Origin of the sequence: Streptomyces shaanxiensis (assembly GCF_039537145.1) — a bacterium.
Taxonomy (GTDB): Bacteria; Actinomycetota; Actinomycetes; order Streptomycetales; family Streptomycetaceae; genus Streptomyces; species Streptomyces shaanxiensis.
Map to the genome: position 1 here is coordinate 238,178 of NZ_BAAAZY010000028.1, position 17,362 is coordinate 255,539.

Genomic DNA, 17,362 nt, shown 5'->3' on the forward strand with positions numbered 1-17,362 from the left:
CCCGGGATAGGCTCGACACATGGGTGAGGGGACATCGGAGGGCACGACCGGCGGCACGTCTCACGACCTGCGCTGCGAAGTGCTCGGCCCGCTGCGCGCGTTGCGCGACGGCACGGAGATCCCGCTCGGCCCGCCGAAACAACGCGCCGTCCTCGCCGTACTGCTGCTCCAGGAGGGCCGTCCGATCTCCTACGACGGCCTGGTCGAGGCGGTGTGGGGCGGGACGCCGCCGGCACACGTCCGCAACCTCGTGCAGAAGTACGTCTCCGGGCTGCGCCGCGCGCTCGGGGCGGGGCCGGAGCTGTCGTGGACCGGCACCGGCTATCTGCTCACCGGCGTCGAGGCCGACGATCTGCGGGAGCGGCGGCGTCTGGTGGACGCGGCGCTGGCGGCGCGGGACGCGGGCGAGCTGCACCGGGCGGGCCAACTCGCCCGGCGCGCCGAGGAGTTGTGGCGCGGCGAGTTCGCCGAGGGCCTGCGGGCGCCGTATCTGGCGGCGGAGCGCCTGCGCTGGGCCGAGAAGCGCCTCACCGTCCTGGAGGCCGTGCTCGCCGGTGAGATCGAACTCGGCCACGCCTTCGAGTACGTCCACGAACTCATCCGCCTCGTCGCGGCGCACCCCTTGCGGGAACGCCTCGTCGAGCTGCTGATGCTCGCCCTGTGCCGCACCGGCCGCCCGTCGGACGCGCTCACCGCGTACGAGGCGGCTCGGCGCAGGCTGGCCGACGCCCTGGGCACGGACCCGGGGCCCGCACTGCGCTCACTGCACGCACGGATCCTGCGCCAGGACCCGGAACTCCTGCCGTCGCCGCCGGTGCCCGTGGCCTGACGATCCGCGCGGGCCTACCGCTGCCCCTCCACCGGGCCGTCCACCAGGCCCACCCCTTGCGCGAGCCGGGCCGCCGCGTGCCGGAAGAACGTCTCCCTGTCCTCCACGACCCGGTTGAACTGCCCGAACAGCTCGAACCCGACGAGCCCGAAGAGCTCGCCCCAGGCGGCGATGAGCGCCGCGACCGCCGCGGGAGGGAGGTCGGGGGCCAGGTCGGCGGCCATGCGCTCGGCCTCGGGGCGCAGGTCGGCGGGCAGGGGCGGGGGTTCGGTGAGGGCGGAGCCGTGATGGGCGTCGCGGACGATGCCGATGAAGACGAGTCCGACGCGGGAGGCGGGCGGGACGGTGGTGTCGGGGGCGGTGTAGCCGGGCACGGGCGAGCCGTAGATCAGCGCGTACTCGTGCGGATGCCGCAGGGCCCAGTCGCGTACGGCCTGCGCGACCGCCGTCCAGCACTGTACGGGGCCGGCGTCCGCGGCCTTCTCGCGCGCCGCTTCGGCACTCTCCCCGATGGCGTTGTAGGCGTCGATGATGAGAGCGGTCAGCAGGTCGTCGCGGCTGGGGAAGTAGCGGTAGAGCGCGGAGGAGACCATGCCGAGTGCGCGGGCCACGGCGCGCAGCGACAGCTTGGCGGCGCCCTCGGCCGCGAGCTGTCTGCGTGCCTCGTCCTTGATGGCGGCGGTGATTTCCATCCGGGCGCGGGCGCGGGCGCCCTGTGCGGTGCTGCTGCTCATGGGAGGCAGTCTCCCACGAACAGCGGAGCAGTGCACCAATTCGAGAGCACTGCTCTTGCTTTGGATCACCGATCTCGTGCACACTGCTCTCAAGCGAGAGCACCGCTCTCTCAAACGGGAACTCCGGGGAGTCACCATGTCGTCGCCGTACTACCTCAAGGGCAGCCCGCTGAACGTCCGCCTCAACAGCGTCATCGGCTGGCTGGCCCGGCACGGGCTCAGCCTCGCCGGCACGGCGGAGATGTCCGTGCGCGGACGCAAGAGCGGCAAGATGCAGCGCATTCCGGTCAACCCGCACGCCTACGAGGGCACGCAGTACCTCGTCTCGGCGCGCGGCCACTCCCAGTGGGTGCGCAACATGCGTGCCGCCGGCGGTGGGGAGCTGCGGGTCGGACGCAAGGTCCGTGAGTTCACCGCGGTGGAGCTTCCCGACGCGGAGAAGCTCCCGATCCTGCGGACCTACCTGGAGAAGTGGGGCTGGGAGGTCAACCAGTACTTCAACGGGGTCACCGCGAAGTCCTCCGACGAGGAGATCGTCGCGGCCGCCCCGGACCACCCCGTCTTCCGGATCACCGTCCAGAAGTGACCCGGGGGGCGCTCAGGACGTGGCCTCGTCGCCCGCCACCACCGGACGGCGGTCCAGCGCGGTCAGGGCGCGGTGGGCCATCGGGTGGGTACGGACGATGTCGGCCAGCGACGTGGAGCCCCGGGTGATGTCCATGAACGCCTTCCAGGCCGGCCGGAAACCGGTCAGGGTGGCGTGGAAGAGGCCGGGCCGGCGCTCGAACACCGTCAGCAGCCGCTTGCCGACGCTCATCTCTACGCCGAGGCCCGCCTTGACCGCGAAGGCGTAGTTCAGGGCCTGGCGCCGGGTGTCCACCGCGTCGTGCGCCTCGGCGATGCGCACCGCCCACTCCCCCGCGAGGCGCCCCGACCGCAGCGCGAACGAGATCCCCTCGCGCGTCCACGGCTCCAGCAGGCCCGCGGCGTCACCGCACACCAGCACGCGCCCGCGCGAGAGCGGCGAGTCGTCGGCACGGCAGCGCGTCAAGTGGCCGGAGGAGATGCTCGGTTCGAACCCGGCGAGCCCGAGCCGCCCGATGAACTCCTCCAAGTACCGCTTGGTCGCGGCGCCTTCACCGCGCGCCGAGATCACCCCGACCGTGAGGGTGTCGCCCTTGGGGAACACCCAGCCGTAACTGCCGGGAATCGGCCCCCAGTCGATGAGCACCCGCCCCTTCCAGTCCTCGGCGACCGTCTCGGGCACCGGGATCTCCGCCTCCAGGCCGAGATCCACCTGGTCGAGCTTCACCCCGACGTGTGCCCCTATGCGGCTGGCACTGCCGTCCGCGCCCACGACCGCCCGCGCGAGCAGCGTCTCGCCGCCCTGCAGGACGACGGCGACGCTGCGCCGGTCCGGCACCGCCGAGCCGTGCTGCTCGACGCGCTGCACGGTGACGCCCGTACGCAGCTCGGCGCCCGCCTTCTGCGCGTGCTCGACGAGCTGCTGGTCGAACTCGGGCCGGTTGATCAGCCCGAACAGCATCTGCTTGGAGCGGCGGGTCCGGCTGAAGCGGCCGTTGTTCGAGAACGTGACCGCGTGCACCCGGTCCCGGAAGGGCAGCTCGAAGCCGGGCGGCAGGGAGTCCCGCGAAGGGCCGATGATGCCGCCGCCGCACGTCTTGTAGCGCGGCAGCTCCGCCTTCTCCAGCACCAGCACGCGCCGCCCGGCGACCGCTGCCGCATAGGCGGCCGAGGCTCCCGCGGGCCCCGCGCCCACCACGACGACGTCCCACACCCGCTGCACGTCGTCCGCCGAAGAGTTCTCGCTGCTCACGATGGTCTACTGCTCCTGATCAAGCCGCCGTCCGCTGCTGTCCCCCGCATCCTACGGCGGGCATCGTCGCAGGCTGCTGTGGGAGGATCACAGCACTCACACGTACAACGTCGCACCCACAAGGAGCGTGCCCATGTCGTCGAATCCGGTCGCCGAGACCGTCGCCTCGCTGATGCCCAGGGCGCGGGCGGAGCTCACCGAACTGGTGGCATTCAAGTCGGTGGCGGACTTCGACCAGTTCCCGAAGAGCGAGAGTGAGGGCGCCGCCCGCTGGGTCGCCGACGCGCTCACCGCCGAGGGCTTCGAGGACGTGGCCCTGCTCGACACCCCTGACGGCACGCAGTCGGTGTACGGCTACCTGCCCGGCCCCGAGGGCGCCAAGACGGTCCTGCTGTACGCCCACTACGACGTGCAGCCCCCGCTGGACGAGGCCGCCTGGAGCACGCCGCCCTTCGAGCTGACCGAGCGCGACGGCCGCTGGTACGGGCGCGGCGCCGCCGACTGCAAGGGCGGCGTGATCATGCACCTGCTGGCCCTGCGCGCGCTCAAGGCGAACGGCGGCGTGCCGGTGCACGTGAAGGTGATCGCCGAGGGCTCGGAGGAGATGGGCACCGGCGGTCTGGAGCGGTACGCCGAGGAGCACCCGGACCTGCTGGAGGCCGACACCATCGTGATCGGCGACGCGGGCAACTTCCGCGTCGGCCTGCCCACGGTCACCTCCACCCTGCGCGGCATGACCCTCGTCCGCGTGCAGATCGACACGCTCGAAGGCAACCTCCACTCGGGCCAGTTCGGCGGCGCCGCGCCCGACGCGCTCGGCGCGCTGATCCGCGTACTGGACTCGCTGCGTGCCGAGGACGGTTCGACGACGGTGGACGGGCTGACCGGCGAGTCGTCGTGGGAGGGCCTGCAGTACGAGGACGATCAGTTCCGCCAGGACGCCAAGGTCCTCGACGGCGTCGAGCTGATCGGCTCCGGCACGGTCGCCGATCGCATCTGGGCGCGCCCGGCCGTCACGGTCCTCGGCATCGACTGCCCGCCGGTCGTCGGAGCCACCCCGTCCGTGCAGGCGAGCGCGCGGGCGCTGATCAGCCTGCGGGTGCCGCCGGGCGTGGACGCGGCCGAGGCGACCAAGCTGCTGCAGGCCCACCTGGAGACGCACACGCCGTGGGGCGCCCGGGTGCGCAGCGAGCAGATAGGGCAGGGCCAGGCGTTCCGCGCCGACACCGGCAGCCCGGCGTACCAGGCGATGGCGGACGCGATGGCGGTGGCCTACCCCGGCCAGGAGATGCAGTACGCCGGCCAGGGCGGCTCGATCCCGCTGTGCAACACCCTCGCCGCCCTCTACCCGCACGCGGAGATCCTCCTCATCGGCCTGAGCGAGCCGGAGGCCCAGATCCACGCCGTGAACGAGAGCGTGTCCCCGCAGGAGCTGGAGCGTCTTTCGGTCACCGAGGCGCTGTTCCTGCGTAATTACGCGGCGAGTTGAGGGGCCGCGCGGTGACGATGGGGGGATGACCCGCACTGATCGCCTCGCCGCCCACACGGACATCGCCACGTCCCTCTCGCTCCTCAGCGACCACGAACTCGCGGACCTCGTGGAGTCGGGCGCGCCGCTCGCCACCGGCATCGGCGGCCGCTCGACGCTGATCGAGGTGGACGGCAGACGGGTCTTCGTGAAACGCGTCCGGCTCACCGACGTCGAGCTGCGGCCGGAGAACGTCCGCTCCACGGCGAACCACCTCGGCCTGCCGGCCTACTTCCACTACGGCGTCGGCAGTCCGGGGTTCGGCGCCTGGCGGGAGCTCGCCGTACACACCATGACGACGAACTGGGTCGTCGCCGACCGCTTCGCGGGCTTCCCGCTGATGCACCACTGGCGGGTCCTGCCGCAGCCGCCCCAGCCCCTTCCCGACCAACTGGCCGACGTCGAGGGGGCCGTCGCCTATTGGGGCGGCAGCCCGCAGGTGCGCCAGCGCATCGAGGAGCTGCGGACGGCGTCCGCGAGCCTGGCACTGTTCCTGGAGTACGTGCCGTACACCCTGCACGAGTGGTTCGACGCCCAACTGCGCACGGACGGCGCCGAGGCCGCGTGCACCCTGGTGGAACAGGGGCTCAGGGCCACCACCGACTTCCTCCACGAGCGCGAACTCCTGCACTTCGACGCCCACTTCGCCAACATCCTCACCGACGGCGAGCGGCTCTACCTGGCCGACTACGGCCTCGCGCTCTCGGCCCGTTTCCCGCTCACCCCTCGGGAGCGCGAGTTCTTCGACCGGCACCGCGTCTACGACCGCTGCTACACCGCCGCCCACCTGGTGAACTGGCTGGCCACCGCGCTGCACGGGTACGGCCGCGAGGAGCGCGAGGCCTTCGTGCGGGACTGCGCCGACGGCAGGCGGCCCGAGGGCATCCCGCGGGCCGCCGCCGACATCATCGTCCGGTACGCGCCCCTCGCCGCCGTCGCGAACGACTTCTTCGGGCGGCTGATTCACGAGAGCAAGCTCACGCCGTACCCGTACGAGGCGCTGGGCGGGCTGCTTCAGGACGTGGGGATCCCGGCCTCCAGGTAGAGCGCCGCCCCGCGTTCGCGCGCCCGCAACGCCCAACGCAGCCGCTCGTAGCGCACCGGTGGCAGCAGGTCGGCGGCCTCCTCCTCGGTCACGAAGCGCCAGTCGCGCAGCTCGGGCCCGGGCAGCAGGAGACGTCCGGCCTCCCCGGAGTCGAGGCGTCCGCCGTCGAAGAGGAGCCGCAGACCGCCGTAACCGGGGGGCTTGGGCCGCTCCCAGTCGACGACGAGGAGGCGCGGCACGTCGTCCAGCCGTATCCCCGTCTCCTCGGCGACCTCGCGCATGCCCGCGCGCGCGGGCGCCTCGCCGGGTTCGACGACTCCGCCGGGGAACTCCCAGCCCGCCTTGTAGGTGGGGTCGACGAGCAGCACCCGGTCCTGCTCGTCGAAGAGGAGGACCCCCGAGGCCAGGGTCTCGGAGGTGGGCTCCGGGGTCTGCACGATGTCGCAGACGGGGACCGTACCGCCGCCGACCGCCTCGGCGATCCGGACGGCGGTCTCGTACGGAGTCAGGCCGCTGTTGTCGACCGGGTAGGCGTCGGCGGTGAGCCAGGAGGCGAGCGCGGCGCGGTACGGCTCTATGTGGTCGTACGACCACTGCCGGATCCGTATGTCGCCGTCGGGCAGGTCGGCCGGGATCTCCCGACCGGCTATTCGCTCCCGCAGGATCGTTTCCGCCGGAGCGAGGAGGACGTGCTGGACAGTGATGCGGCGGGCCGCGAGGCCACCGAAGATCTCGTCGCGGTACTCCTGACGCAGCAGCGTCATCGGGACCACTAGGGTCCCGCCCAGCTCGGCGAGCAGCGCGGCCGCCGTATCGATCACGAGACGTCGCCAGATCGGCAGGTCCTGGAAGTCACCGACCTCGGTGAGGTGTTTGGGCGGGAGCAGGTGGGTGAGTGCTCCGCCGATGACCTCGGGGTCGAAGAGCGTGCTGTTCGGGATCAGCTCGATCAGGTCCCGTGCGGTGGTGGTCTTCCCCGCACCGAACGCACCGTTGATCCAGACGATCACGTTTCCCCCTCTTCTGTTGGCCCCCTGTGGCTTGCCCGCTCCACACTGCCACGGAAACCACCTCCCGTAGAGGGCGCATGACCACGGCGCCGGAGTCCCCGCGGGTGCGGGGGCTCCGGCGCCGTGTGGTCGGGGCGGTGGGCTCGTCAGCGCTTCTTCCCGTGCGGGGCGTTGTTCACGGCCCGGTCCGTCTCACGGTTGATGGCCCGGCCGAAGGTGTTCAGGGCCTGGTCCACGTTGACGCCGGCGACCTTGGTCTCACCGCCGGCAAGCTTCGTGCCACCGGTTTCACTGCCGGCAAGCTTCATCCCGCCGGCCTCACCGCCGAGGAGCTTCATTCCTCCGCCGCCGATGCCAGGAGTCTCCGTGGAAGGGGTCCCGGTGACAGGGGCCTCGGCGGCGTGGGACGGAGTGACCGCCGCGACGACGAATCCGGTGGCCAGGGAGGCGATGGCGAGCATGCTGCGCTTCTTCATGACCGGTTCAACTGTGAAACGGAGCGGGAGTCACGCCCCACCTCAGGACAATCGGGACAACGCCGGAACTCCGGCCCCGGACCGGCGCCGGTCGACCCGGCGCAGCCGCACCCGTTGCGCGAGGTCCTCGGCCGCCTGGGGCCATCGGCCGTACTCGAAGGTGAACCCCTCGTCGAGCAGCCGGCCAGGGACCACACGCCGGCTCTTGAGCAGCAGCTCGGTGTCGGAGCGCAGCGCGAACGCGCCGAGTTCCGCCATCCACTTCGTCGCGGGCAGGCCCACGGGGACGCCCCACGCGGAGCGCAGCGCCCGCATGAACGCACGCTGCGGCAGCGGCTCGGGGGCGGCGAGGTTCACCGGCCCGGTGAGATCGTCGCGGTCGACCAGGAAGTCGACCGCGCGGACGAAGTCACGGTCGTGGATCCAGGAGACGTACTGCGCGCCGCCCGCGACAGGGCCGCCGAGCCCCAGCCGGGCCATCCTCAGCAGGATGTCGAACACGCCGCCACGGTCGGGGCTCATCACCATGGCGGAGCGCAGGGCGACCTTGCGGGTGTGCGGGGTGTCGGCCTCCTCCTGGGTCCGCTCCCAGGCCTTGGCGATCTCGATGCTGTACGCCCAGTAGTCAGGTACGTCGGGCTCGCTGCCGCCGATGACGCCGGTCGCCTCGTCGTTGGGCGCGTCGAAGCGGTGGGCGTAGACGGTCGCGGTGCTCATCTGCAGCCAGATCCGGGGCGGCCGGGCGGCCCGCGCGATCGCCTCGCCCACGACCTGGGTGGAGTGCACTCGCGAATCCATCATGGCCTGCAAATTGGGCGCGGTGTAGCGGCAGCTGACGCTGCGCCCGGCCAGGTTGATCACGATGTCGCTGCCGTCGATCACCTCGGCCCACCGGCCCAGCGTCTCGCCGTCCCAGCGAATCTCCCGGTCCCGCGTGGGCCGCCTGGTCAGGACCACGACCTCGTGGCCCGCGGCGGTCAGCGCGCGGTTCAGGACGTTGCCCACCTGCCCGGTTCCACCGGGGATCACTATCTTCATCGACTCCCCCATCTCGTGTGAGTACGAGCGTATCGCAACTCTTGAACATGTTCAAAAATCTGCCGGACAAGATTTTCGGGCCACCCGGAGCCCTCCCCCGCCGCCACTCACCTTCCAACGCGACCCACCGGGCCCTACCGTGGACACGGTCATGACGCGTACATGCCGCCATCCCGCTTTTGCAGGTTCGGAGGAACGTAACGATGCGTCACCTTCACATCCGCACAACCCGCAAAGCCCGAAGAAGAGCGGTCGGCGCCCTCGCGGCAGCCCTGCTGTGCGCGGCCGGACTCGCCGTCCCCACGGCCACCGCGGCCCCCGTCGCGCCCACCCTGGACGACGGTCTCGCCCTCACCCCGCCCATGGGGTTCAACAACTGGAACTCCACGCACTGCCGCGCCGAGTTCGACGAGGCCATGGTGAAGGGCATCGCGGACATCTTCGTCGACAAGGGCCTCAAGGACGCCGGGTACGAGTACGTCAACCTCGACGACTGCTGGGCCCTGCCGAACAGGGACGCGAACGGACAGCTCGTGCCCGACCCGGTTCGCTTCCCGGGCGGGATCAACGGGGAGAGCGCCGCGGGCGACGGCCAACCGATCACCGTCGGCGGCGTGGTGTACGACAACGGACTCGGCGTCCATGCCCAGAGCACCGTCGAGTACTACACGGGCGGCGGATGCGAGACGGTCACCGCGGACGTCGGCGTCGACGACGAGGAGGGCGCGGGCGGCACCGTCACCTTCGAGATCTGGACCGACGACACCCGAGCAGCCTCGACGGGCCTCCTCACCAACGCGATGCCGGCCCAGCCGATCACCGCCGACGTGACCGGGGCCCAGGTGGTCCGGTTCGTCGTCACCGACGGCGGCGACGGGATCGACTCGGACCATGGGGACTGGGCGGAGGCACGGGTGAGTTGCTGAGGGGGGTGGGCCGACAGGCCGGCCCACCCGCCGCCAAGCGCGCCTCCAGCAGCCGCGGGAACGTTCCTCCCCGCCCCCTCAGACCGTCGCCGCGTCCGTTCTCCGCGCCAGTGCAGCCGCCGCGGCCCCCACCAGTCCCGCGTCCGTGCCCATCTGGGCCGGTGTGATCGCCAGCCGCTGGACGAAGGACAGGGTGGCGTAGTCGGTCAACGCCTTGCGGAGGGGTGTGAAGAGGACGTCGCCCGCCTTGCCCACGCCCCCACCGATCACGGCGATGTCGATCTCGACGAGGGTCGCGGTGGCCGCGATCCCGGCGGCCAGGGCCTGGGCGGCGCGCTCGAAGGAGGCCACGGCGACCGGGTCGCCGTCACGGGCGGCGGCGGCCACCGCGGCGGCGGAGGTGTCGCCGTCCGGACCCGGCCGCCAGCCGTTCTCCAGCGCCCGCCGGGCGATGTTGGGGCCGCTGGCGATGCGCTCCACGCAGCCGCGCGAACCGCACGGGCACAGGTCGCCGTCCAGGTCGACGCTGATGTGGCCGATATGGCCGGCATTGCCGGTGGGGCCGGGGTGCAGTCGGCCGTTCAGGACGAGGCCCCCGCCGACTCCCGTGGAGACGACCATGCAGAGGGCGTTGTCATGCCCCCGGGCCGCTCCCTGCCAGTGCTCGGCCGCGGTGATGGCCACGCCGTCGCCGATCAGCTCGACGGGCAGCCCGCCGGCCGCCTCCCGGACCCGCCGGACCAGCGGATAGTCGCGCCAGCCGGGCACGTTCACCGGGCTGACGGTGCCCGCCGATGCGTCCACCGGTCCCGCGCTGCCGATGCCGAGGGCCGTGGCGCGCTCCCACAGGGGCGACGCGGTGAGCTCGCCGACGACCTCCTCGACGGCCCGCATCACCGTCTCGCCGTCCTCCCGGGCCGGCGTCGCGCGCTGTGCCCGGACCACGATCGTGCCGTGGCCGTCCACCAACGCTCCGGCGATCTTGGTGCCGCCGATGTCGAGCGCAGCCACGAGGTCGGTGTGCATCTGTGTCAGTTCTCCCCGTCAACCATTCGGATCTCCCCGCCGGCCACGGGAATTGGACTAGCCGGTCTCGCGGTGGGGGCGCAGGCCGGAGATTGCGGTGGACAGTGTCTCCCGGATCTGACAACGTTGTCCAGGCTCTATGCTCGACGCCACATCCTCATACAAACCCATGGACCGACGCATCCCCATGGACAGACGTACTCCGCGGGTCGTCGTAAGCCGCATCGACGAACGCACTCCCGCGGATCTACGTAGCACCATGGACCGCCGCATCCCCGTGGACGACGACAGGACAGGACACCGCATCGTGCCCGAGGCCATCCGCCGATCCGACCGCCCTGCTGACCGCCTCGCCGGGGCCCGCTACGGCAATCGTCCGACCATGAAGGACGTCGCGGCGCGTGCCGGAGTCGGCCTGAAGACCGTCTCGCGCGTGGTCAACGGTGAGCCCGGAGTCACGCCGGAGACGGAGCGCCGCGTCCAGGAGGCCATCGACGCACTGGGCTTTCGTCGCAACGACAGCGCGCGGGTGCTGCGCAAGGGCCGTACGGCGAGCGTCGGCCTGGTCCTGGAGGATCTCGCGGACCCTTTCTACGGTCCCCTCAGCCGGGCGGTCGAGGAGGTCGCCCGAGCGCACGGTGCCCTGCTCATCAACGGCTCCAGCGCCGAGGACCCGGACCGCGAGCAGGAGCTGGCGCTGGCGTTGTGCGCACGGCGGGTGGACGGGCTCGTGATCATTCCGGCCGGTGACGACCACCGGTACCTGGAGCCCGAGCTGAAGGCGGGCGTCGCCACGGTCTTCGTCGACCGCCCGGCAGGGAAGATCGACGCCGACTGCGTCCTGTCCGACAACTACGGCGGCGCCCGGGACGGCGTCGCCCACCTCATCGCCCACGGACACCGCAGGATCGGTTTCATCGGCGACATGCCCCGCATCCACACGGCCGCCGAGCGGCTGCGCGGCTACCGGGCCGCGATGGAGGACGCGGGCATACCGGTGGAGGACTCCTGGATGTCCCTGGGCGTCACCGACCCGGAGCGGGTGCGCGACGCGGCCGAGGGGATGCTCACCGGCCCCTCCCCCGTGACCGCGATCTTCGCGGGCAACAACCGGGTGACGGTCACCGTGATCCGTGTCCTGGCCGAACAGACCCGTCGCGTCGCCCTCGTCGGCTTCGACGACATCGAACTCGCCGACCTGCTGGAACCCGGTGTCACCGTCGTCGCACAGGACGCGGCGGCGATCGGCCGTCACGCCGCCGAGCGCCTGTTCCGCCAGCTGGACGGCACCCTGGTCACCCCGGAACGCATCGAGCTGCCGACCCGGCTCATCACCCGCGGCTCGGGTGAGCTGCCGCCGGCGGACTGAGCGGCCCATGGCGGACCTCACCAGCGGGTCATGGCTGCCCCGACGCGGGCGCACACTGGAGTCGCTCGGCCTGGCCGAGGCACCGCGCGATCGTCCGCTGCTCTATCCGGGCGCCTGGCCCTCGGACTCCGGGCTCCTCGACGGGGACCGGCTGCTGCCGCTCGACCGACTGGTGCACGACGACCGCGTGCCTGTCCTCGCGGTCGGTTCCAACGCCTGTCCGGGCCAACTGCGGCACAAGATGGACGAGTTCGGGATCGTCTCCCCCATCCCGATGGTGCGGGTGCGGGTCACCGGGATCGACGTGGGTGTCTCGGCGCACGTGAGCCGCATGGGGTACGTGTCCGCCTCGCCGTTCCACGCGCCCGGCCGCGTACGGGAGTTGTTCGTCACCTGGCTCGACGCCGAGCAGCTCGCGGTGATCGACGCGAGCGAGGGCGTTCCGCTGCCGAACGGCAACTACGGCCGCCCCTGGCTGTCGGCACCCGAGGTGCGGATCGAGCTGGCGGACGGCGGCACACTCCCGGGCGCCTTCGCCTACGTCAACCGCCACGGCGTCCTGCACGACGGCACCGACGCGCCGCGCACCCACCCCGGCCAGCGGGCGCTGCTCACCGAACTCCTGCTGGGCTCGGCCCGGTTGAGGGGCCTGTTCGGGGTCACCGCCGACGAGTTCTGCGCGCGGGCGCGTGCCGACGCCGCGCTGTGCGAGCAGGGCACGCGGCTGTTCGCGGCGGAGAAGCTGGTGACCGCCTCCGGGTTGGAGAGGTACCTCCGGGAGGAGCGAGCCTGACCTCGGCGGCCGGGCAGGGGCAGGCGCCCCTGAGTCAGCAGACCGGAAGTCCGGGCACCGGCTCGTCGTTGTTGCCGCCCTCGAGGTAGACGTCGCTCACGAAGACGTTGGTGTTGCCGCTGTCGTCGTCCGTCTTGGCCCACCAGACGTTGGTCCACTCGCCGTAGGTCTCGCGGCGGCCCAGATTCTGCTGGCAGTAGAAATAGTTGGTGCCCGCGTTGAGGACACCGACCTCGGTGCCGGAGGCGGTGTAGGACTTGGCGGTCGTCCAGACCTGGCAGTTGTACTTGCCCCCGCCGATGGAGTTACAGGCCGGGGCCTGTGTGGTGCCGCCCCCGCCCGTCGTACCGCCGCCGCCCGAGGTTCCTCCGCCTCCCGTCGTACCGCCGTCGCCGGAACCGCCGCCCGTGGTGCCGCCGTTGGTGCCGCCACCGCCAGAGGTCTTGGTCGGGGACGCGGTGGGCCGGTCGGTGGGCTCGTCCTCCGCCGAACGGCTCGGCGACTTGCTCGCGCCGGGGTCCTTCTCGTCGTCCTTCTCGGTGAGACCGGATTCGCCCGAGCGCTGGGCGTCGGGGCTGGCCGCCTGCGGGGCGGACGCGTCCGGTGAGGTGGCGGACGAGGACGTGGCCCGCGCCTTGTTCTTGCTGTCGTCGGTGTTGCTCACCAGCGCCACCGTGCCACCGGCCGCCGCGAGCACCACGGTGACGGCCACGGCGGCGAGCAGGGCACGGCTCCTGCGCCGGGTGGACGTATCGGAGGACGTGGTCAGAGGGCCCGTGGGGCCAGAGTCGTGCGGCGACGGGGCGGGGCCGCCGTAGCCGTGCGGGGGTTGGCCGGACGGCACCGGCGTACCGCCGTACGGCGCGGGGGCCGGCTGCCCGGGGGCGCCGTGCCCGTGTCCGGCCGGGCCGGGATGGCCGACGGCGCCGAAGGGTTGGGCCGGCGGCGTGCCCTGCCCGGGAGTCGTGGGCCCTTGCACCCACTGGGCGCCCAGTCCCGCCGCACCTTGAGCTCCCTGCTCCGCAGCGCCTTGAGCCCCCTGCCCGGCGAGCCCTGGCGTGCCCTGCCCCGCAGACCCGAAGGGCGGTGTCCCCGGCCCGCCCGGTGCGGGAACGCCCTGCGCCGGCGTGGCGATGCCCTGAGCCCCGGGCACGCCCTGACCCTGGCCGTCGTACGCCTGCCCGGCGGGCCCCGTAGGCGCGGATGACGCGAGTCCCTGCCCGTCCACCGTGGTGGGCCCGGAATTCTGCGGCGCCGACGGAACGCCGTGCTCCGTCCCCTCCGGCGCGGGCCCGGCGCCCGTCGACCCCAGCAGCGCCGCCGTCGGTGAGTCGGTGCCGACCGAGTCCGCCACCGCTTGGAGGAGTTCGCGCGCCTCGTCGGCCTCGGGGCGGGACTCGGACCGCTTGTCCATGAGCCGCTGGAGGACGGGGCCGAGGGGCCCGGCGTTGTGGGGCTCCGGCAGGGGCTCGGTGATGATCGCGGTGAGTGTGGAGAAGGTCGACGTACGCCGGAAGGGGGCCGAGCCCTCGACCGCCGCGTACAGCGTGGCGCCCAGGGCCCAGACGTCCGAGGCGGGGCCCGGGTCGGCGCCCTGGGCGCGCTCGGGCGCCAAGTAGTCCAGGGAGCCGACGAGATGACCGGTGCGGGTCAGATGCGTCGCCGAACCGTCGCCCGGGTCGTCCATGGTGGCGATGCCGAAGTCGGTCAGGACGACGCGGCCGGAGCGGTCGAGCAGGATGTTGCCGGGCTTGACGTCACGGTGCAGGACGCCGGCGCGGTGGGCGGCGGCAAGCGCGTCCATGACCTTGGCGCCGATCCCGGCCGCCTCGCGCGGGTCGAGCGGGCCGCGCTCGCGCAGCACTTTCTCCAGGGACGGGCCGTCGACCATCTCCATGACGATCAGCGGGCGTCCGTCGACCTCGGCGACGTCGTGCACCGCCACCACACCGGAATGCCGCACCCGGGCGGCCGCGCGGGCCTCGCGCTGCATCCGCAGCCGCAGGTCCGCGAGTTCGGGGCCGTCCGCGTCGCTGTAGGTGCGCAGTTCCTTGACGGCGACCTCGCGGCCGAGGACCTCGTCGACGGCCTTCCAGACCACACCCATGCCGCCGCGCCCGAGCTGCCCGACGACGCGGTAGCGCCCGGCGAGCAGCCGACCGGCCTCGTCCGGCTGTCCGTTCTCCCCCGATGACACCGCTGCCCCGTTCCTGTGACACGTCAATGAGTCCGTACAGACTACGGGGCGGCGGTGACAACACCAGCCGGTGGTGGCCGTTGTGACAGGCCCGCCACGTGGAGGTCCTGTGAGGAAATTACTGGGCGGAGACCGTCAGGTCGCCGCGCCTGGGCGCCGCGAAGCCCTCCAGGTCGGCGCGGGTCAGGCCGGTCAGCCGAGCGACCTCGGCGATGTCGAGGGCGCCGCAGTCCAGGCCGCGCAGCAAGTAGCCGCTGAGGGCCTTGGCGGTGGCGGGCTCGTCCATGACGTCGCCGCCGGCCCGGTTGGCGTACCGGGCGAGACGGGCGGACGCCTGCTCGAAGCCCTCACGGTAGAAGGCGAAGACGGCCGCGTACCGGGTCGGGATGTGGCCGGGGTGCATGTCCCAGCCCTGGTAGTAGGCGCGGGAGAGCGCCCGCCGCGTCAGGCCGTAGTGCAGGCGCCAGGCGTCGTGGACCTTCTCGGTCGGGCCGACCGGCAGGACGTTCGTCGAGCCGTCCGAGACGCGTACGCCGGTGCCCGCCGCCGCGACCTGCATGATCGCCTTGGCGTGGTCGGCGGCCGGGTGGTCGCTGGCCTGGTAGGCGGCGGAGACGCCGAGGCAGGCGCTGTAGTCGAAGGTGCCGTAGTGCAGGCCCGTGGCGCGGCCCTCGGCGGCCTGGATCATCCGGGCGACGGTCGCGGTGCCGTCGGCGGCGAGGATGGACTGGCTGGTCTCGATCTGGATCTCGAAGCCGAGCCGGCCGGGCTCAAGACCGTGCGCCTTCTCGAAGGCCTCCAGAAGCCGCACCATCGCGGTGACCTGCTCGGGGTAGGTCACCTTCGGCAGGGTGAGGACCAGCCCGTCGGGCAGGCCGCCGGCCTCCATCAGTCCGGTGAGGAAGATGTCCAGGGTGCGGATGCCCCGGTCGCGTACGGGTGCCTCCATGCACTTCATGCGGATGCCCATGTACGGGGCCGCCGTGCCGTTCTCGTACGCCTCGGCGATCAGCCGTGCCGCCCGGGCGGCCGCCTCGTCCTCCTCGGCGTCCGGACGGGGGCCGTAGCCGTCCTCGAAGTCGACGCGCAGGTCCTCGATGGGCTCGCGCTCCAGCTTGGCGCGCACGCGCGCGTGGACGGGTTCGGCGAGCTCGTCGGCCAGGCCCAGGACGGCGGCGAAGGACGCGGCGTCCGGCGCGTGTTCGTCGAGGAGTGCGAGGGCCTGGTCGCCCCAGGAGCGGATGGTGTCGGCGGCGAAGACGTCGCCGGGGACGTAGACCGTGTGGACGGGCTGGCGGCTGCCGGGGTCTCCGGGGTAGCGGCGCTCCAGCTCGGCGTCGACCGGCGCGAGGGAGGCGCTGATCTCCTCGCTGATGGCGCCCGCGAGGCTCGTCGCCACCTTCTCCTGCTGGCCCTGACCCATTCCCACACCCTCCTGGTTTCCGCTATACGGAATCAACAATCCGTAGAACGAAGTTATCCGGGGACCTTCCGACTGGTCAACACCATGTCCACGGGGAGTCACTCCACCATCTCGTCATGTTCACGCTCATCTCAGGACGCGGTATCACACTTCCATACGCACGTCCCACACGACTCGTCCGGCCGTTCCCACCGAAGGAGCCCCCGTGCCGAAGCACAGCCGAGTCACGCGCCGTCTGGGCCTGAAGGCCGCGTTAGCCGCGGCGGTCACCGCGCCCCTCTCCAGTACAGCACTGCCCACGTCCTCCGCCTCGGCGGACGAACGCCCGACCCGTCGGCACCTGCAGGTCATGTCCTTCAACCTGCGCTTCGCGAGCACCACCGAGCCCAACAGCTGGACCGTGCGCAGACCGGTGATGCGAGAGCTGCTGCGCCGCGAAGCCCCGCACGTCATCGGCACCCAGGAGGGCATCTTCTCGCAGCTGCTCGACATCGATGCCGACCTCGGCCCGCGCTACGACTGGGTGGGCGCCGGCCGGCTGCACGGCAGCAGCGACGAGTCCATGGCGATCTTCTACGACTCCCGCCGCCTGCGCCCGACCGAGTACGACCACTTCTGGCTCTCCGACACCCCGAACGTGATCGGCTCCAACACCTGGGGCGCGGCCTTCGCCCGTATGGTCACCTGGATCCGCTTCCGCGATCTGGCCGACGGCGCACGGGAGTTCTACGTCCTCAACACCCACTTCGACCATGTGAGCCAGTACGCGCGCGAGCGCAGCGCCTCGCTCATCGCCCAGCGGATCGCCGGCTTCGACCGCTCCCTGCCGGTCGTGGTGACCGGCGACTTCAACGTCGCCGCCCACAGGAACACGGTGTACGACACGCTGCTCGGCGCCGGTCTCGTCGACACCTGGGACACCGCGGGCGAGCGCAGCGCGCTGTACGCGACCTTCCACGGCTACAAGCCGCTGACGCCGAACGGCGATCGCATCGACTGGGTCCTGAGCACGCCCGGCGTCAGGACGCACCGGGCGACGATCAACACGTTCTCCGCCGACGGCCAGTTCCCGAGCGACCATCTGCCCGTCCAGGCGTCCCTGACCCTGGGATGAGCAAAGGCCCCCGTGAC

Annotated in this window: 15 protein-coding genes and 2 pseudogenes; 9 read left to right on the forward strand and 8 right to left on the reverse strand. The window is 72.0% G+C overall.

What is annotated here, in order from left to right:
* The first annotated feature begins 19 nt into the window (after nt 1-19).
* The gene (locus tag ABD932_RS39295) at nt 20-829 is read left to right on the forward strand and encodes an AfsR/SARP family transcriptional regulator (protein ID WP_345020666.1); all 810 of its coding nucleotides are present in this window, start codon (nt 20-22) and stop codon (nt 827-829) included.
* Nucleotides 830-843: 14 nt separating this feature from the next.
* On the opposite strand, the gene ABD932_RS39300 is transcribed toward ABD932_RS39295, so the two are convergent.
* Nucleotides 844-1,563, reverse strand: a complete 720-nt coding sequence (locus tag ABD932_RS39300) for a TetR/AcrR family transcriptional regulator (protein WP_345020668.1) — start codon at nt 1,561-1,563, stop codon at nt 844-846.
* Between the two features lie 136 nt (nt 1,564-1,699).
* On the opposite strand from ABD932_RS39300, the gene ABD932_RS39305 reads away from it, so the two are divergent.
* Complete coding sequence (locus ABD932_RS39305) at nt 1,700-2,149, forward strand: nitroreductase family deazaflavin-dependent oxidoreductase (protein ID WP_345020670.1); 450 nt, start codon at nt 1,700-1,702, stop codon at nt 2,147-2,149.
* A 12-nt stretch (nt 2,150-2,161) separates the two neighbouring features.
* On the opposite strand, the gene ABD932_RS39310 is transcribed toward ABD932_RS39305, so the two are convergent.
* Complete coding sequence (locus ABD932_RS39310) at nt 2,162-3,400, reverse strand: geranylgeranyl reductase family protein (RefSeq protein ID WP_126389055.1); 1,239 nt, start codon at nt 3,398-3,400, stop codon at nt 2,162-2,164.
* 133 nt (nt 3,401-3,533) lie between these two features.
* Here ABD932_RS39310 and ABD932_RS39315 point away from each other — a divergent pair, with 133 nt between their 5' ends.
* Both ABD932_RS39315 and ABD932_RS39320 read left to right on the forward strand, forming a co-directional pair.
* Nucleotides 3,534-4,889, forward strand: coding sequence for a dipeptidase (locus ABD932_RS39315; protein WP_345020672.1), 1,356 nt, complete (start codon nt 3,534-3,536; stop codon nt 4,887-4,889).
* 25 nt (nt 4,890-4,914) lie between these two features.
* Nucleotides 4,915-5,973 carry a protein kinase family protein gene (locus tag ABD932_RS39320; protein ID WP_345020674.1) on the forward strand — a complete coding sequence of 353 codons (1,059 nt, stop codon included), beginning with the start codon at nt 4,915-4,917 and terminating at the stop codon, nt 5,971-5,973.
* Here the strand turns inward: ABD932_RS39320 and ABD932_RS39325 are convergent.
* The 3 genes from ABD932_RS39325 to ABD932_RS39335 form a co-directional block, all read right to left on the reverse strand.
* On the reverse strand, nt 5,943-6,983 hold the full coding sequence (locus ABD932_RS39325) for an NUDIX hydrolase (RefSeq protein WP_345020676.1): 1,041 nt from the start codon (nt 6,981-6,983) through the stop codon (nt 5,943-5,945). The genes ABD932_RS39320 and ABD932_RS39325 overlap by 31 nt on opposite strands.
* A gap of 146 nt (nt 6,984-7,129) precedes the next feature.
* Complete coding sequence (locus ABD932_RS39330) at nt 7,130-7,459, reverse strand: hypothetical protein (RefSeq protein ID WP_250082101.1); 330 nt, start codon at nt 7,457-7,459, stop codon at nt 7,130-7,132.
* A 42-nt stretch (nt 7,460-7,501) separates the two neighbouring features.
* The gene (locus tag ABD932_RS39335) at nt 7,502-8,497 is read right to left on the reverse strand and encodes a TIGR01777 family oxidoreductase (RefSeq protein ID WP_345020678.1); all 996 of its coding nucleotides are present in this window, start codon (nt 8,495-8,497) and stop codon (nt 7,502-7,504) included.
* A gap of 362 nt (nt 8,498-8,859) precedes the next feature.
* On the opposite strand from ABD932_RS39335, the pseudogene ABD932_RS44160 reads away from it, so the two are divergent.
* Together ABD932_RS44160 and ABD932_RS44165 are read left to right on the forward strand one after the other, a co-directional pair.
* Nucleotides 8,860-9,057: pseudogene (locus tag ABD932_RS44160) on the forward strand (NPCBM/NEW2 domain-containing protein); the annotation flags it as partial.
* A gap of 6 nt (nt 9,058-9,063) precedes the next feature.
* Nucleotides 9,064-9,423 (forward strand): annotated as a pseudogene (locus ABD932_RS44165) (NPCBM/NEW2 domain-containing protein); the annotation flags it as partial.
* Nucleotides 9,424-9,501: 78 nt separating this feature from the next.
* On the opposite strand, the gene ABD932_RS39345 reads toward ABD932_RS44165, so the two are convergent.
* The gene (locus ABD932_RS39345; RefSeq protein WP_345020682.1) at nt 9,502-10,449 is read right to left on the reverse strand and encodes an ROK family protein; all 948 of its coding nucleotides are present in this window, start codon (nt 10,447-10,449) and stop codon (nt 9,502-9,504) included.
* A gap of 259 nt (nt 10,450-10,708) precedes the next feature.
* On the opposite strand from ABD932_RS39345, the gene ABD932_RS39350 reads away from it, so the two are divergent.
* Nucleotides 10,709-11,818 (forward strand): LacI family DNA-binding transcriptional regulator, encoded by a 1,110-nt coding sequence (locus tag ABD932_RS39350; RefSeq protein WP_345020684.1) that lies wholly within the window; start codon nt 10,709-10,711, stop codon nt 11,816-11,818.
* A 7-nt stretch (nt 11,819-11,825) separates the two neighbouring features.
* Nucleotides 11,826-12,611, forward strand: a complete 786-nt coding sequence (locus ABD932_RS39355) for a hypothetical protein (RefSeq protein ID WP_345020686.1) — start codon at nt 11,826-11,828, stop codon at nt 12,609-12,611.
* 34 nt (nt 12,612-12,645) lie between these two features.
* On the opposite strand, the gene ABD932_RS39360 is transcribed toward ABD932_RS39355, so the two are convergent.
* Both ABD932_RS39360 and ABD932_RS39365 read right to left on the reverse strand, forming a co-directional pair.
* The gene (locus ABD932_RS39360; RefSeq protein ID WP_345020688.1) at nt 12,646-14,808 is read right to left on the reverse strand and encodes a serine/threonine-protein kinase; all 2,163 of its coding nucleotides are present in this window, start codon (nt 14,806-14,808) and stop codon (nt 12,646-12,648) included.
* 118 nt (nt 14,809-14,926) lie between these two features.
* Nucleotides 14,927-16,231, reverse strand: a complete 1,305-nt coding sequence (locus ABD932_RS39365) for a DUF6986 family protein (RefSeq protein ID WP_345020690.1) — start codon at nt 16,229-16,231, stop codon at nt 14,927-14,929.
* Nucleotides 16,232-16,436: 205 nt separating this feature from the next.
* Here ABD932_RS39365 and ABD932_RS39370 point away from each other — a divergent pair, with 205 nt between their 5' ends.
* On the forward strand, nt 16,437-17,345 hold the full coding sequence (locus ABD932_RS39370) for an endonuclease/exonuclease/phosphatase family protein (RefSeq protein ID WP_345020692.1): 909 nt from the start codon (nt 16,437-16,439) through the stop codon (nt 17,343-17,345).
* Nucleotides 17,346-17,362 lie beyond the last annotated feature (17 nt).

What these genes read in the sequence shown, in the direction of transcription:
- ABD932_RS39305 (WP_345020670.1), top strand. Translation starts at nt 1,700, where the DNA reads ATGTCGTCGCCGTACTACCTCAAGGGCAGCCCGCTGAACGTCCGCCTC.
- ABD932_RS39355 (WP_345020686.1), top strand. Translation starts at nt 11,826, where the DNA reads ATGGCGGACCTCACCAGCGGGTCATGGCTGCCCCGACGCGGGCGCACA.
- ABD932_RS39320 (WP_345020674.1), top strand. Translation starts at nt 4,915, where the DNA reads ATGACCCGCACTGATCGCCTCGCCGCCCACACGGACATCGCCACGTCC.
- ABD932_RS39295 (WP_345020666.1), top strand. Translation starts at nt 20, where the DNA reads ATGGGTGAGGGGACATCGGAGGGCACGACCGGCGGCACGTCTCACGAC.
- ABD932_RS39330 (WP_250082101.1), bottom strand. Translation starts at nt 7,459, where the DNA reads ATGAAGAAGCGCAGCATGCTCGCCATCGCCTCCCTGGCCACCGGATTC.
- ABD932_RS39350 (WP_345020684.1), top strand. Translation starts at nt 10,709, where the DNA reads ATGGACCGCCGCATCCCCGTGGACGACGACAGGACAGGACACCGCATC.
- ABD932_RS39315 (WP_345020672.1), top strand. Translation starts at nt 3,534, where the DNA reads ATGTCGTCGAATCCGGTCGCCGAGACCGTCGCCTCGCTGATGCCCAGG.
- ABD932_RS39335 (WP_345020678.1), bottom strand. Translation starts at nt 8,497, where the DNA reads ATGAAGATAGTGATCCCCGGTGGAACCGGGCAGGTGGGCAACGTCCTG.
- ABD932_RS39345 (WP_345020682.1), bottom strand. Translation starts at nt 10,449, where the DNA reads ATGCACACCGACCTCGTGGCTGCGCTCGACATCGGCGGCACCAAGATC.
- ABD932_RS39300 (WP_345020668.1), bottom strand. Translation starts at nt 1,563, where the DNA reads ATGAGCAGCAGCACCGCACAGGGCGCCCGCGCCCGCGCCCGGATGGAA.
- ABD932_RS39365 (WP_345020690.1), bottom strand. Translation starts at nt 16,231, where the DNA reads ATGGGTCAGGGCCAGCAGGAGAAGGTGGCGACGAGCCTCGCGGGCGCC.